The 14,978-nt window shown below is 53.2% G+C and carries 10 protein-coding genes; 6 read left to right on the forward strand and 4 right to left on the reverse strand.

Features of this window, described 5'->3' with window-relative positions:
• Positions 1 to 259: 259 nt before the first annotated feature.
• From VW41_07150 to VW41_07165, 4 genes are all read left to right on the forward strand, one after another.
• Positions 260 to 2,701, forward strand: a complete 2,442-nt coding sequence (locus tag VW41_07150) for a dimethyl sulfoxide reductase (protein ID AJZ88826.1) — start codon at positions 260 to 262, stop codon at positions 2,699 to 2,701.
• A gap of 10 nt (positions 2,702 to 2,711) precedes the next feature.
• Entirely contained in the window at positions 2,712 to 3,329 is a 618-nt protein-coding gene (locus VW41_07155; GenBank protein AJZ88827.1) for a dimethyl sulfoxide reductase, read from the forward strand.
• 1 nt (position 3,330) lies between these two features.
• Positions 3,331 to 4,191: a dimethyl sulfoxide reductase gene (locus VW41_07160; protein AJZ88828.1), complete on the forward strand. Its 861-nt coding sequence runs from the start codon at positions 3,331 to 3,333 to the stop codon at positions 4,189 to 4,191.
• A gap of 296 nt (positions 4,192 to 4,487) precedes the next feature.
• Positions 4,488 to 5,636, forward strand: a complete 1,149-nt coding sequence (locus tag VW41_07165; GenBank protein ID AJZ88829.1) for an MFS transporter — start codon at positions 4,488 to 4,490, stop codon at positions 5,634 to 5,636.
• Positions 5,637 to 5,771: 135 nt separating this feature from the next.
• Here the strand turns inward: VW41_07165 and pflA are convergent, their stop codons facing one another.
• The 4 genes from pflA to VW41_07185 form a co-directional block, all read right to left on the reverse strand.
• The gene (pflA, locus tag VW41_07170; protein AJZ88830.1) at positions 5,772 to 6,512 is read right to left on the reverse strand and encodes a pyruvate formate lyase-activating enzyme 1; all 741 of its coding nucleotides are present in this window, start codon (positions 6,510 to 6,512) and stop codon (positions 5,772 to 5,774) included.
• A 194-nt stretch (positions 6,513 to 6,706) separates the two neighbouring features.
• Positions 6,707 to 8,989, reverse strand: coding sequence for a pyruvate formate-lyase (locus VW41_07175; GenBank protein AJZ88831.1), 2,283 nt, complete (start codon positions 8,987 to 8,989; stop codon positions 6,707 to 6,709).
• A 51-nt stretch (positions 8,990 to 9,040) separates the two neighbouring features.
• Positions 9,041 to 9,898, reverse strand: a complete 858-nt coding sequence (locus VW41_07180) for a formate transporter (protein ID AJZ88832.1) — start codon at positions 9,896 to 9,898, stop codon at positions 9,041 to 9,043.
• A gap of 401 nt (positions 9,899 to 10,299) precedes the next feature.
• Entirely contained in the window at positions 10,300 to 12,063 is a 1,764-nt protein-coding gene (locus tag VW41_07185; protein AJZ91886.1) for a ribosomal protein S12 methylthiotransferase accessory factor YcaO, read from the reverse strand.
• 338 nt (positions 12,064 to 12,401) lie between these two features.
• On the opposite strand from VW41_07185, the gene VW41_07190 reads away from it, so the two are divergent.
• Together VW41_07190 and VW41_07195 are read left to right on the forward strand one after the other, a co-directional pair.
• Positions 12,402 to 13,487, forward strand: coding sequence for a 3-phosphoserine/phosphohydroxythreonine aminotransferase (locus VW41_07190; GenBank protein ID AJZ88833.1), 1,086 nt, complete (start codon positions 12,402 to 12,404; stop codon positions 13,485 to 13,487).
• 77 nt (positions 13,488 to 13,564) lie between these two features.
• The gene (locus tag VW41_07195) at positions 13,565 to 14,848 is read left to right on the forward strand and encodes a 3-phosphoshikimate 1-carboxyvinyltransferase (GenBank protein AJZ91887.1); all 1,284 of its coding nucleotides are present in this window, start codon (positions 13,565 to 13,567) and stop codon (positions 14,846 to 14,848) included.
• Positions 14,849 to 14,978: the final 130 nt, after the last annotated feature.

The following is a 14,978-nucleotide window of genomic DNA, read 5'->3' on the forward strand; positions in this document are numbered from 1 at the left end:
TGATACCAGACAATAACCCCTACTCCCAAAGAAGTATTATTGCTCACCGGAAAGCGGGTGATGATTGTTCAATTAAAACTTTAACCTAATCATCATTTGACGGCCGTGCTTCACAAGGCGTGACGCGGCCAGGTCAATCCTTCAATAAAAACAAACCGGACACCCCTTTCATCCTTTAGCTGCGCAACGGAATGTGGGCTCTCAACCCGCGTGACCGCTGTCGGCTTATTTCAACTGTGAGCAAAACAAGTAGGTCACTATGACTGATAAAACCCCTAACGCGATCCTCGCGGCAGAGGTCAGCCGTCGTAAGCTGGTCCAGACCACGGCAATCGGTGGTTTAGCTGCTGCAACTAGCGCCTTCTCGCTTCCCTTTTCCAGGCTCGCTTTTGCCGATCACGCCGTTAACCCCGGCGGCAGTGAAAAAGTGGTCTGGAGCGCCTGTACGGTAAACTGCGGCAGCCGCTGCCCGTTGCGGATGCATGTGGTGGACGGTGAAATCAAATACGTTGAAACCGACAATACCGGCGATGACGATTATGAAGGTTTACACCAGGTTCGGGCCTGCCTGCGTGGGCGTTCAATGCGTCGACGCGTCTATAATGCCGACCGCCTCAAATACCCGATGAAGCGCGTTGGCGCGCGCGGTGAAGGGAAGTTTGAGCGCATCAGCTGGGATGAGGCGTTCAACACCATTGCCAATAGCATGCAGGGCATCATTAAAGAGTACGGTAACGAGGCTATTTATCTAAATTACGGCACCGGTACGCTGGGCGGCACCATGACACGTTCCTGGCCGCCGGGTTCCACGCTGATTGCCCGCCTGATGAATTGCTGCGGTGGTTACCTGAATCATTACGGGGACTATTCCACCGCACAGATTGCCGCCGGCCTGAATTATACCTACGGCGGCTGGGCGGACGGTAACAGCCCGTCTGATATTGAAAACAGCAAGCTGGTCGTGCTGTTTGGTAATAATCCGGGGGAAACGAGGATGAGCGGCGGCGGGGTGACTTATTACCTCGAGCAGGCGCGTCAAAAGTCCAATGCCCGAATGATTATCATCGACCCACGCTATACCGATACAGGTGCAGGCCGGGAAGACGAATGGATCCCTATCCGTCCGGGCACGGATGGTGCGCTGATCTCCGCGCTGGCGTGGGTGATGATCGACGAAAACCTCGTGGATCAAGCTTTTCTGGACAAATATTGCGTTGGCTATGATGAAAAAACGCTCCCGGCGGGCGCGCCGCGCAATGGCCACTATAAAGCTTATATTCTCGGCCAGGGGGCGGATAGCATAGCCAAAACCCCTGAATGGGCTTCGAAGATAACCGGTATTCCGGTTGATCGTATTATCAAGCTCGCCCGGGAGATTGGCAGCGCTAAACCGGCCTTTATCAGCCAGGGCTGGGGACCTCAGCGCCATTCCAACGGGGAACTGGTTTCCCGCGCTATTGCCATGCTTTCCATTCTGACCGGTAATGTCGGTATTCACGGTGGTAACAGCGGGGCGCGCGAAGGCTCTTATAGCCTGCCGTTTGTGCGGATGCCTACGCTGGAAAATCCGGTTCAAACCAGTATCTCCATGTTTATGTGGACCGATGCCATTGAGCGCGGCGCAGAGATGACCGCTACTCGCGACGGCGTCCGTGGCAAAGAGAAGCTGGATGTGCCGATTAAAATGGTCTGGAACTATGCCGGTAATTGTCTGATCAATCAGCATTCCCAGATCAACCGCACGCACGACATTCTGCAGGATGATAAAAAATGCGAAATGATCGTGGTGATCGACAACCACATGACTTCCTCGGCGAAATACGCCGATATTCTTCTGCCGGATTGCACGGCTTCTGAGCAGATGGATTTCTGCCTGGATGCGTCCTGCGGCAACATGTCCTATGTGATTTTTGCCGGGCAGGCCATCAAGCCGCGTTTTGAATGCAAAACTATCTATGAAATGACCACCGAACTGGCGAAGCGCATGGGCGTGGAGCAGCGCTTTACGGAAGGGCGGACACAAGAGGGCTGGATGCGTCACCTCTACGCCCAATCGCAGGAAGCGATCCCTGAACTGCCGAGCTTTGATGAGTTCCGCCAGTTGGGGATGTTTAAAAAACGTGACCCTGAAGGGCATCACGTCGCCTACAAAGCCTTCCGTGAAGATCCCCACGCTAACCCGTTAACGACACCGTCAGGAAAAATTGAGATCTATTCCGCTCAGCTGGCTGATATTGCTGCCAGCTGGGAACTGCCGGAAGGGGATGTTATCGACCCGCTGCCGGTGTATAGCGCTGGCTTTGAGAACGTTGGCGATCCGCTGGCGGAGAAATGGCCGCTGCAGCTGACGGGCTTCCATTACAAAGCGCGGACGCATTCAACCTATGGCAATGTCGACGTTTTGAAATCCGCCTGCCGCCAGGAGATGTGGATCAACCCGTTTGATGCACAGCGGCGCGGGATCGCGAACGGTGATGAGGTCCGTATTTTCAACGATCGCGGAGAAGTGCGCATTAGCGCCAAAGTCACGCCACGCATCATTCCAGGCGTTGTCGCCTTAGGAGAAGGAGCCTGGTATAGCCCCGATGCCAATAAAGTAGACCGAGCTGGCAGCATCAACGTGCTTACCACACAGCGCCCGTCACCGCTGGCAAAAGGCAATCCATCCCACAGTAACCTGGTCCAGGTTGAAAAGGCGTAAGGAGCAGTAAATGACAACCCAATATGGCTTTTATATCGACTCCAGCCGCTGCACCGGCTGCAAAACCTGCGAACTGGCGTGTAAGGATTTTAAGAACCTGACTCCGGAAGTCAGCTATCGCCGCATTTATGAATATGCGGGCGGTAACTGGCAGGAAAACAATGGCGTTTTCCATCAGGATGTTTTTGCTTACTACCTCTCTATTTCCTGTAACCACTGTGAAGATCCGGCCTGCACGAAGGTATGCCCGAGCGGCGCCATGCATAAGCGCGAAGATGGTTTTGTGGTGGTAAACGAAGAGGTTTGTATCGGCTGCCGCTATTGCCACATGGCATGCCCGTACGGTGCGCCTCAGTACAACGAGGCGAAAGGCCACATGACCAAGTGTGACGGCTGCTATGAGCGCGTTGCCGAGGGGAAAAAGCCAATTTGCGTGGAGTCCTGCCCGCTGCGCGCGCTGGATCTGGCTCCCATCGATGAATTACGCCAAAAGTACGGTACTCAGGCCGCGATTGCACCGCTGCCAGCGTCGCACTTTACCCAACCTAATATCGTGATTAAACCTAACGCCAACAGCCGCCCAAGTGGGGATACCAGCGGTTATCTGGCCAACCCGAAGGAGGTGTAAGATGGGAAACGGATGGCATGAATGGCCGCTGATGGTCTTTACGGTGTTAGGCCAGTGCGTCGCCGGTGGATTTATCGTTATGGCATTGGCGCTGTTGTATGGTGTCAAGGACAGGGCTGTTCGCAGGCGCGCCGAATTGCTGATGGTGGTGCTGTGGATCCTGATGGGCATCGGTTTTATCGCCTCAATTCTGCATCTCGGGTCGCCGCTGCGCGCTTTCAACTCCCTGAACCGCCTCGGCAGTTCGGCGTTGAGTAATGAAATTGCCAGCGGATCGGTATTCTTTGCGGCGGGTGGTTTCTGGTGGCTTTTGACCGTACTCGGAAAAATGCCTCCGACGCTCGGTAAAATTTGGGCCGTGGTGACCATGGTTCTGGGCGTGGTATTTGTCTGGATGATGAGCCGGGTTTACCTGATCGACACCGTACCGACCTGGTTTAGCGTCTGGACGCCGCTGAGCTTCTTCCTGACGATGTTTATCGGTGGTCCGCTGCTTGGCTATCTGCTGCTCAGTGCCGCCGGGGTTAGCGGCTGGGGGATGCGTATTTTGCCAGCCGTCTCGCTGCTTGCCCTGCTGATTAGCATGGTCGTTGTGCTGATGCAGGGCATGGAGCTGGCAACGCTGCATAATTCTATTCAGCAGGCGTCTGCGCTGGTGCCAGAGTATGGTTCGCTGATGGCCTGGCGCATGGTTCTGCTAGTGATTGGCCTGGTTGGCTGGATCGTCCCGCAGCTGAAAGGCTCTCGTCCTGGCATCGGCCTGATGGCGCTGGCAATGATATTTGTTGTTGCAGGTGAGCTAATTGGTCGTGGTGTCTTCTACGGGCTGCATATGACTGTTGGTATGGCGATAGCGAGCTAACATTTCATCGCGTTATAAGCGCGCCTGCGGGCGCGCTTTTTAATCCTTTCGCATAAGAAAATTTCACCTGAATATCCATGAAATTTTTCATTGCTCATTTTGGTAAGCTTTCCGCTATATCGCATCAAAAACAGAGAGATACAATTTACGTGACCCCGGTCACTTATTAGCAAGATAAGTTTTTCAAATCGTACCCGCTAAAACCCTCTATACCCCCCATTATTGCTGGATTGACAATCAATTTGCCGGTGGCATGATGCGCACAAATTTCCTGATTTCCTCACGGTTTGATACCCATGACCATCTATACCCGTCCCGTATTGCTACTGCTTTGCGGGCTTTTGCTGCTGACTCTGGCGATGGCGGTTTTAAACACGCTCGTCCCGCTTTGGCTGGCTCACGATAATCTTCCTACCTGGCAGGTCGGGATGGTGGGCTCCGCCTACTTTACCGGCAACCTGGTCGGAACATTGATTACCGGATGGGTGATTAAGCGTCACGGGTTTAACCGCAGCTACTATCTTGCCTCTATTATTTTTGCCGTGGGCTGTGTTGGCCTCGGGCTGATGGTCGGTTTCTGGAGCTGGATGGTCTGGCGGTTTGTGGCCGGCGTGGGCTGCGCCATGATTTGGGTTGTGGTTGAAAGCGCGCTGATGTGCAGCGGGACTTCCCGTAACCGCGGCCGCCTGCTGGCGGCTTATATGACCGTTTACTATATCGGGATGGTTGTCGGCCAGCTGATGGTCAGCAAGCTTTCTACTGAACTGATGAGCGTTCTGCCGTGGGCTACCGCGCTGGTGCTGGCCGCTATCCTTCCATTGTTGTTTACCCATATCGTCAGCGACGGCGATGAGCACCGGGATAACACCCCGGTCTGGCCGATGCTGCGTCTGCGCCAGGCTCGGCTGGGCGTGAACGGCTGCATTATGTCAGGCATCGTACTCGGTTCTCTGTATGGTCTGATGCCGTTGTATTTGAATCATCAGGGCGTGAGTGACTCCGGCATTGGCTTCTGGATGGCGCTGATGATCAGTGCGGGCATTGTAGGCCAGTGGCCGATGGGGCGTCTGGCGGACAAATATGGCCGTCTGCTGGTGCTGCGTGTGCAGGTGTTTGTGGTGATTCTCGGCTGCCTGGCAATGCTCAGCAACGCCGCCATGGGGCCTGCGCTATTCGTACTGGGGGCTTTCGGTTTCACTCTCTACCCGGTGGCGATGGCCTGGGCTTGTGAAAGAATTGAGCGCCATCAGCTGGTGGCGATGAATCAGGCGCTGTTGTTGAGCTACACCATCGGCAGCCTGATTGGGCCGACGGTGACTGCGCTGCTCATGCAAAATTACTCTGATAACGTCTTGTTTATCATGATGGCCGCGGTGTCATTTGTTTACCTGATGATGCTGCTGCGTAAGGCGGGCCATCATCCTGGGCCGGTGGCTCACGCTTAATCAGTGTCTTGGGTCTGTGACTCTCTCACATCAGAAGTATTTGTACTGGTGACTGGTTGAGTCATGTGAGGCTCAACTGAGGAACGAGCGGAAGGCAAATAGACGTGCTCCCACAGAGGGGAGCACGGTGTCGGATCAGTACATTACTTTATGACCGTACTGCTCCAGAATACCTTTCACCCGCTCCATTGTTTCTTTCTTCGGCGGATGTACGCCATCCAGCTTGTATTCTTCGCCCATCGCCACCCACTTGTGTTTGCCCAGCTCGTGATACGGCAGCAGCTCGATTTTTTCAACGTTGCCCATATCACGGGTGAACTCACCCAGGCGATGCGCGGAATCGTCATCGTCAGACCAGCCCGGCACGACTACGTATCGGATCCACACTTTAATGTCTTTTTTCGACAGATATTGAGCAAATTCGAGCGTGCGGTGATTTGAAACGCCCACCAGGTTTTGGTGGATTTCGTCGTTCATCTGCTTGAGATCGAGCATCACCAGGTCGGTGACCTCCAGCAGCTCATCAATCACCGGGTCGTAGCGGCGAACAAAGCCGTTGGTGTCCAGGCAGGTATGGATCCCTTCCTTATGACAGGCGCGGAACCAGTCACGTACAAACTCGGCCTGCAGGATTGCCTCGCCACCGGACGCGGTGACGCCACCGCCGGAGGCATTCATGAAGTGGCGATAGGTGACAACTTCTTTCATCAGATCTTCCACCGTCACTTCTTTGCCACCGTGGGTGTCCCAGGTGTCGCGGTTGTGGCAGTACAGGCAGCGCATCAGGCAGCCCTGGAAGAAGGTGATAAAACGGATACCGGGGCCGTCCACGGTACCACAGGATTCAAAAGAGTGAATTCGTCCGATTGCTGACATTGCGGTGATCTCTCCAGATGTGGCCCGTCCAGGGCCTGTGTCGTGCACAGCTCAAGCCGGCTGTGTTAAGTCTGTTTTGGCAGATACCCAGAGTATAGATAGCTGGCAAAGCAGGCTGAGGGTGGGGAGGTGAGTAAAAAGGCCCCACGGGAGTGGAGCCTTTATATAGTACGCTTCTTCAGTCTAACAAGGAATTAGATGGACTGAGTGAAGGTACGGGTAATTACGTCCTGCTGCTGCTCTTTGGTCAGCGAGTTGAAGCGGACTGCGTAACCGGATACACGAATGGTCAGCTGAGGATATTTCTCAGGGTTTTCCATCGCGTCCAGCAGCATTTCACGGTTCATCACGTTGACGTTCAGGTGCTGACCACCCTCGATGTTAGCTTCGTGGTGGAAGTAACCGTCCATCAGGCCCGCAAGGTTGGTTTTACGCACGTCATCGTCTTTACCCAGCGCGTTTGGCACGATGGAGAAGGTATAAGAGATACCATCTTTCGCGTAGGCAAACGGCAGTTTAGCGACGGAGGTCAGAGAGGCAACAGCACCTTTCTGGTCACGACCGTGCATTGGGTTAGCGCCTGGGCCGAACGGAGTGCCTGCGCGACGACCGTCTGGGGTGTTACCGGTTTTCTTACCATAAACCACGTTAGAGGTGATGGTCAGAACAGACTGGGTCGCGATAGCGCCACGGTAGGTGGTCAGTTTCTGAATTTTCTTCATGAAACGTTCAACCAGGTCAACGGCGATGTCATCTACGCGAGGATCGTTGTTACCGAACTGTGGATATTCACCTTCGATTTCGAAGTCGATAGCCAGACCGTCTTCGTCACGGATAGGTTTCACTTTCGCGTATTTGATTGCAGACAGGGAGTCAGCCGCAACGGACAGACCCGCGATACCACAAGCCATGGTGCGAACAACGTCACGGTCGTGCAGAGCCATCAGAGACGCTTCGTAGCTGTATTTATCATGCATGTAGTGAATGATGTTCAGCGCGGTCACGTACTGTTTAGCCAGCCAATCCATGAAGTGATCCAGACGATCCAACACGTTGTCGTAGTCCAGAACGTCCGCAGTGATTGGTGCCTCTTTAGGGCCAACCTGCATTTTCAGTTTTTCATCAACGCCGCCGTTGATAGCGTACAGCATGGTTTTCGCCAGGTTAGCACGAGCACCGAAGAACTGCATTTGCTTACCAACAATCATTGGGCTTACGCAGCAAGCGATAGCGTAGTCGTCGTTGTTGAAGTCAGGGCGCATCAGATCGTCATTCTCGTACTGCAGAGAAGAGGTATCGATGGAGACTTTAGCCGCGTATTTTTTGAAGTTCAGTGGCAGTTTTTCAGACCACAGAATGGTGATGTTCGGCTCCGGAGACGGTCCCATGGTGTACAGGGTGTTCAGGAAACGGAAGCTGTTTTTGGTTACCAGAGTACGGCCATCAACACCCATACCGCCGATAGATTCGGTTGCCCAGATTGGGTCACCGGAGAACAGCTCATCATATTCTGGGGTACGCAGGAAGCGAACCATACGCAGTTTCATGACCAGGTGGTCAATCATTTCCTGAGCGTCTTGCTCGTTGATTTTACCTGCTTTGATGTCGCGCTCGATGTAAGCATCCAGGAAGGTGGATACGCGACCGAAGGACATTGCAGCGCCGTTCTGAGATTTAACCGCAGCCAGGTAGCCGAAGTAAGTCCACTGAATAGCTTCCTGCGCGTTGGTCGCTGGACCGGAGATGTCGTAGCCGTATTTAGCTGCCATCTCTTTGATCTGACCCAGCGCACGGTGCTGTTCGGAGATTTCTTCACGCAGACGGATAGTGGCTTCCAGATCTTCACCGTTTTCCAGTTTGGTCTGCAGTGAGTTGAACTGAGCGAACTTGTCCTTCATCAGGTAGTCGATACCGTACAGCGCGACGCGACGGTAGTCACCGATGATACGACCACGGCCATACGCATCTGGCAGACCGGTAATAACACCGGACTTACGGCAGTTCAGGATGTCTTTGGTGTAAACGTCAAACACGCCCTGGTTATGCGTTTTGCGGTATTCGGTGAAGATCTTTTTCAGCATTGGGTCGAGTTCACGACCGTATACTTTGCAAGAACCTTCAACCATTTTGATGCCGCCGAAAGGAATGATGGCGCGTTTCAGAGGAGCATCAGTCTGCAGACCCACGATGGTTTCGAGGGACTTATTGATGTAACCCGCATCGTGAGCGGTAATGGTAGACGCGAGGTCGGTATCGAAGTCAACTGGAGCGTGAGTGCTGTTCTCCAGTTTGATGCCTTCCATTACGCTGTCCCACAGTTTGGTAGTTGCGTCAGTAGCACCTGCCAGGAAGGACTCGTCACCCTCGTACGGGGTGTAGTTTTTCTGAATAAAGTCACGCACGTTGACTTCATTCTGCCAGTCGCCTTTAGCAAAACCTTCCCAGGCTGTGGCTAACTTTTCATTTTGCTCGGACATGTAACACCTACCTTCTAATGTGGAGTTCTTAAACCTGCGTACTGGCTTAGCTTAGTGCTTATCGCCACCGCGCAGATAAATTACCCAGTATGTCAACCCAACCAGTAAACCTCCGCCGATGATGTTTCCGATGGTGACTGGAATCAGGTTATCGGTGATGAAGTTCAGCACGGTCAGATGCGAGAAACTTTCCGGAGAAGACCCTACGGCGGTCCAGAATTCCGGGCTGGCAAAGTCACGAACCACGATAGCCATCGGGATCATGAACATATTTGCGATGCTGTGCTCAAAGCCGCTGGCAACAAACATGGCAACCGGAAGGATCATAGCAAACATTTTGTCCATCAGGCTGCGGCCGGAGTAGCTCATCCAGACGGCGAGACACACCATCAGGTTAGCCAGAATGCCAAGGCAGACGGCCTCAACAAATGTGTGATGCATTTTATGGTCGGCGGTTTGCAGGACGTTCAGGCCCCATGCGCCGTTGGCGGTCATATACATGCCGGACAGCCAGATCAGCAGCACAAAGAGCAGAGCACCTATCAGGTTACCGATGTAGACGTTAGCCCAGTTACGCAGCAGCTGACCCCAGGTGATGCGACCGCTGGCTTTGGCAACCACAATAAGTACGGTGGAGGTGAAGAGGTCTGCACCGCAGATAACGCAGAGAATTAAACCCAGTGAGAAGCATGTACCGCCAATCAGTTTGGCAATTCCAAAAGGAATCGTGGATGTGCCGGTTGTGGCGGTGATGTAGAACACGAAGGCAATCGAAATGAAGACGCCAGCGGTAATCGCTAAGTAAAAGGTCGTTAGCGGTTGTTTTGTTGCTTTATAGACGCCAGCATCTTCGGCAATTTTTGCCATCGCTGGTGGGAGTACTAGATCAAAAGGGTTGTCAGCTTTCACACTAACTCTCTCTTATTTAATTCGGCGAGGAGATACTAACAAAGCATTATAGAGTAAAATTTGATGTGGATCATATCTCGCCAAGCTAATAGGCACTGAAAAAGCAGGTCTTTGCCTGTTTTTCATCATAATTTATTGATTTTAAATGAAAAAATAAATTTTAATAATTGCAATTAAAATTGAATTTGCTCTGGCCCTCGCACGAAATTGGTTAATTATAATGGGGTATTTTTATATTTTGATAACATTACCGCCGTTATCAAAAAATAACCATTTACTCAAAATTAACTAAAAAATTACATAATAAATTATTGTTGTTGCAATAATAAAAAGGGGCGCAAAAAGCGCCCCGTAATATAGCTCAGACAAGGTGTCGTGCGCACCTGTAAGTTGTCAGTAAATTACTTTACCTGCCAATATTTGGCTTTAGCACGCTGTAATTTTTCGTACGCGGCCAGCAGAGCCTGATGCGCCGGGAAAGCCTTTAGATCTTTATCCACTGGCTGCAGCCCATAGAAGGCGGCTTCGCCGCTCATTGCTGCGCTGGCGGCATCTACAGCTTCAGCGCCGTACATACGCACGAAAGCGTTCAGGTATTGCAGAGGCTCGCGCTCTTCTTCCTGAGACAACAGTAGCAGCGTTTGCAGGCAACGGTAGTAGTTCGCACGCTCCGGGCTAAAGATGGAGGCGTTGAACTCCATGGTCCATTCGGTCCAGATTAGCGCCTGTTCAAGATCGCCACCGGCCAGCGCCAGCATGGCTTTCAGTTCGCCAATGCGTAGCGTGTACCAGCCGTTATCTTTCCCGGTTGCCAGACCCAGTAATTCACGCACGCGGGTGAAGTCATCATGGCCTTCATCGTCCAGCTGGGAAATCAGATCCAGATAGTCCTGCTGCTCCCATTCGCTGTCCGGCAGAGCAAGGATGGTTTCACGCAGGTGGCTGCCCATGCTGTTGTTGGCCAGCAGCAGGTCGTCGGCAGGGTAAATATCAGACATGCCCGGGACGATAATCCGGCAGGCGTAGACGTCCAAATGCTCGTAATCGGCGATATACACTTCTTTATCTTCCGATTTGAAGATAGCCATCAGCGTGGCGAACTCTTCTTCCGTGGTGCCTGCGAAGCTCCAGTCAGCAAACGGGTAGTCTGCATCCTGCTTGAACATATCCCATGAAATCAGGCCGCTGGAATCGATGAAGTGCGTTTCCAGATTCGCGTGTTCGGCGACTTCTTCATCATCGAAGGTTGGAGGTGTAAACACGTCCAGATCTTTCAGGCCGCGCCCCTGCAGCAGCTCGGTGACTGTACGCTCCAGCGCTACGCCAAAATCAGGGTGCGCACCGAAGGACGCGAAACAGGTTCCGTTGGCCGGGTTGAACAGCACGACGCAGATAACCGGGTACTTGCCGCCCAGAGAACCGTCGTACGCAAAAATAGGGAAGCCTTCAGCTTCTAGCGTTTTAATGGACTCCACGACGCCCGGATAGCGGGCCAGCACGTCCTGTGGGATCTCTGGCAGGCTAATGCTTTCTGCGATGATGCGGTTTTTGATATGGCGCTCGAAGACCTCAGACAGACCCTGTACCCGCGCTTCATTAGCCGTGTTGCCCGCAGACATGCCGTTGGAAACGTACAGGTTACCAATGATGTTCATCGGGATATAAACCGTCTGCAGGTCTGACTGGCGGGTGAACGGCAGAGCACAAATACCGCGCTCTTCGTTCCCGGACTGCAGGTCGATCAGCATCCCGGCGCCGACTTCATTTTCCGGGTCGTAGAAAGCGCGCAGACGATCGTCGAGGATGCCTTCAGGCAGTTGGTCATCTTCCGGCAGCGGGAACCACTTCTCATTCGGGTAATGCACGAACGGGCCGTTGGCAATCGTATCGCCCAGCCAGAAGTCAGCGAAGAAGTAGTTAGTCGACAGACGTTCAAAATATTCACCCAGCGCGGATGCCAGCGCGGCTTTCTTGGTCGCGCCTTTACCGTTGGTGAAGCACAGGGCGCTGTCTTTGTCGCGGATATGCACCGACCAAACGTTCGGTACCGGGTTAAGCCAGGAGGCTTCTTCGATATTAAAACCGAGGTCGGTCAGCTTTTTCTGGAAGCGAGCGATGGAGTCTTCCAGGGCGGCATCTTTGCCAGGGATAAATGTCTGGGTCATGGGGTTCACTTTAATGGTACGCAAAACGCGCAATGATACGGGTTTTACCGGGCAGACGCTATCCTCCGCCCGGTGCAGGCGACGCTAGCATAACAGGCTATGCCTGCTTACAGTAACTCACTGTTATGGTAGTAAAATGACGAGCCGTCATTGGGCATATCCGCCGTATTGCCTTAGCGTCGGAAATCGGGCAGTTTTTTCTCTTGCCGGAAGATTGTGTTGTGTGATTTTGCTCACATTGACTACCCGCGCGGGATTAACCATTGCAACACTGCGCCGCTGAATGATAAAACCGATAATGTAATAAAAACTTATTGCTCGAGGCGTGGTGAGGGGAAATGACACAGGTATACAATTTTAGTTCTGGTCCGGCGATGCTGCCGGCTGAAGTACTTCGTCGTGCACAACAGGAACTGTGCGACTGGCACGGTCTGGGCACTTCCGTAATGGAAATTAGCCACCGTGGTAAAGAGTTTATTCAGGTCGCTGAAGAGGCGGAAAAAGATTTTCGCGATCTGCTGCAAATCCCCTCTAACTATAAAGTTTTATTCTGCCACGGCGGTGGGCGCGGCCAGTTCGCAGGCGTACCGCTGAATATTCTCGGCGATAAAACCACGGCCGACTACATCGACGGTGGGTACTGGGCGAATAGCGCAATAAAAGAAGCGAAAAAATACTGCCAGCCGATTGCCCATGACGTGAAAATCACCGTGGACGGCAAGCGGGCCATCAAGCCGATGAGCGAATGGCAGGTGTCTGACAACAGCGCGTTTCTGCATTATTGCCCGAATGAGACTATTGACGGTATCTCGATCGACGAAACCCCTGATTTTGGCGATACCATCGTTGCCGCTGACTTCTCTTCTACCATTTTGTCTCGCCCTATCGACGTCAGTCGTTTCGGCGTGATCTATGCTGGCGCACAGAAAAACATCGGCCCTGCTGGTCTGACGCTGGTGGTTGTTCGTGAAGACCTGCTGGGCAAGGCGCATACAGCGTGTCCGTCGATTATCGACTACACCGTGCTGAACGATAACGACTCAATGTTTAACACCCCGCCAACTTTTGCCTGGTATCTGGCAGGCCTGGTCTTTAAATGGCTGAAAGAGCAGGGTGGCGTTGCTTCGATGGATCGCATCAACCAGGCCAAGGCCGAGTTGCTGTACGGCGTGATTGATAACAGCGATTTTTATCGTAACGATGTTGCGGCTTCTAACCGTTCCCGCATGAACGTCCCGTTCCAGCTGGCGGATAGCGCGCTGGACAAAGTGTTCCTTGAGGAATCCTTCGCGGCGGGCCTGCATTCCCTGAAAGGTCACCGGGTTGTAGGCGGTATGCGTGCCTCGATTTATAACGCTATGCCGCTCGATGGCGTCAAAGCCCTGACTGACTTCATGGTGGACTTCGAGCGTCGCCACGGTTAATTAATGCATTAGCACTTCGCCCCGCGGCCCGTCTGCGGGGTTTTTATTCTGTTTGAGTTGAGAGTATTTTTCCCATGCTGGAATCCCTGACGTTACAACCTATCGCGCTGGTCGACGGCACCATTAATCTGCCGGGTTCAAAAAGCGTGTCTAACCGTGCGCTGTTATTGGCGGCACTGGCTAAAGGCACGACGGTGCTGACCAATCTGCTGGATAGCGATGATGTTCGCCATATGCTTAACGCGCTGAAGGCGCTGGGCGTGAGCTATACGCTTTCGGCGGATCGTACCCGTTGTGAAGTCACCGGCGTGGCCGGGCCTCTGCAGGCACAAGGTGAGCTGGAACTCTTTTTAGGGAATGCGGGCACCGCTATGCGTCCGCTGGCTGCGGCGCTGTGCCTCGGAAGTAACAACATTGTGCTGACCGGCGAGCCGCGCATGAAAGAGCGTCCAATCGGCCATCTTGTCGATGCGCTGCGCCAGGGCGGAGCCAACATTACATATCTGGAGCAAGAGAATTACCCGCCGCTGCGTCTGCGTGGTGGCTTTGGCGGCGGTAAGGTTGAAGTAGACGGCAGCGTATCGAGCCAGTTTCTGACCGCTCTGCTGATGACGGCCCCTCTGGCAGCAAATGACACGGAAATCACCATTAAAGGTGAGCTGGTTTCCAAACCTTATATCGATATCACGCTGCATCTGATGAAAACCTTCGGCGTGGAAGTTGAAAACCGCGACTACCGCAGCTTCCTCATTCGTGGCGCACAGCAGTACCAATCTCCGGGAGCTTATCTGGTTGAGGGGGATGCTTCCTCCGCCTCTTACTTCCTGGCCGCCGGGGCAATTAAAGGCGGTGTGGTCAAAGTAACCGGCATCGGGCGTAACAGCGTGCAGGGTGACATCCGCTTTGCTGATGTGCTTGAGAAAATGGGCGCGAAAGTGACCTGGGGCGATGACTTCATTAGCTGTGAACGCGGCGAACTAAACGCTATCGACATGGACATGAACCACATCCCGGATGCGGCAATGACTATCGCGACAGCGGCGCTGTTTGCTAAAGGCACGACCACCTTGCGTAATATTTATAACTGGCGCGTGAAAGAGACCGATCGCCTGAGCGCGATGGCCACTGAGTTAAGGAAAGTCGGCGCAGAAGTTGAAGAGGGCGAGGACTACATTCGCGTTACGCCACCGGCTAAGCTGACGTTTGCTGAGATCGGCACTTACAACGACCACCGTATGGCGATGTGTTTCTCGCTGGTGGCATTGTCCGATACGCCAGTGACAATTCTTGACCCTGGCTGCACGGCGAAAACCTTCCCTGATTATTTCGAGCAGCTCGCGCGCATCAGTACCCCGGCATAACCTTCGTAAAACCGCATCGTCTGATGCGGTTTTTCTTTCTCTCTACGATTCCTTACAACGCCAGTTGCGCAATTCTTCTACACTCAGCCTGATTCCCGTGGATATTTGCCAGGAAAGATAACAGTCCTGG

The organism is Klebsiella michiganensis (genome assembly GCA_000963575.1).
In the GTDB taxonomy this organism is placed as follows: Bacteria; Pseudomonadota; Gammaproteobacteria; order Enterobacterales; family Enterobacteriaceae; genus Cedecea; species Cedecea michiganensis_A.

Coding starts and splice junctions, on each gene's coding strand:
- VW41_07150 (AJZ88826.1), top strand. CDS start 260: ATGACTGATAAAACCCCTAACGCGATCCTCGCGGCAGAGGTCAGCCGT.
- VW41_07155 (AJZ88827.1), top strand. CDS start 2,712: ATGACAACCCAATATGGCTTTTATATCGACTCCAGCCGCTGCACCGGC.
- VW41_07160 (AJZ88828.1), top strand. CDS start 3,331: ATGGGAAACGGATGGCATGAATGGCCGCTGATGGTCTTTACGGTGTTA.
- VW41_07165 (AJZ88829.1), top strand. CDS start 4,488: ATGACCATCTATACCCGTCCCGTATTGCTACTGCTTTGCGGGCTTTTG.
- pflA (AJZ88830.1), bottom strand. CDS start 6,512: ATGTCAGCAATCGGACGAATTCACTCTTTTGAATCCTGTGGTACCGTG.
- VW41_07175 (AJZ88831.1), bottom strand. CDS start 8,989: ATGTCCGAGCAAAATGAAAAGTTAGCCACAGCCTGGGAAGGTTTTGCT.
- VW41_07185 (AJZ91886.1), bottom strand. CDS start 12,063: ATGACCCAGACATTTATCCCTGGCAAAGATGCCGCCCTGGAAGACTCC.
- VW41_07190 (AJZ88833.1), top strand. CDS start 12,402: ATGACACAGGTATACAATTTTAGTTCTGGTCCGGCGATGCTGCCGGCT.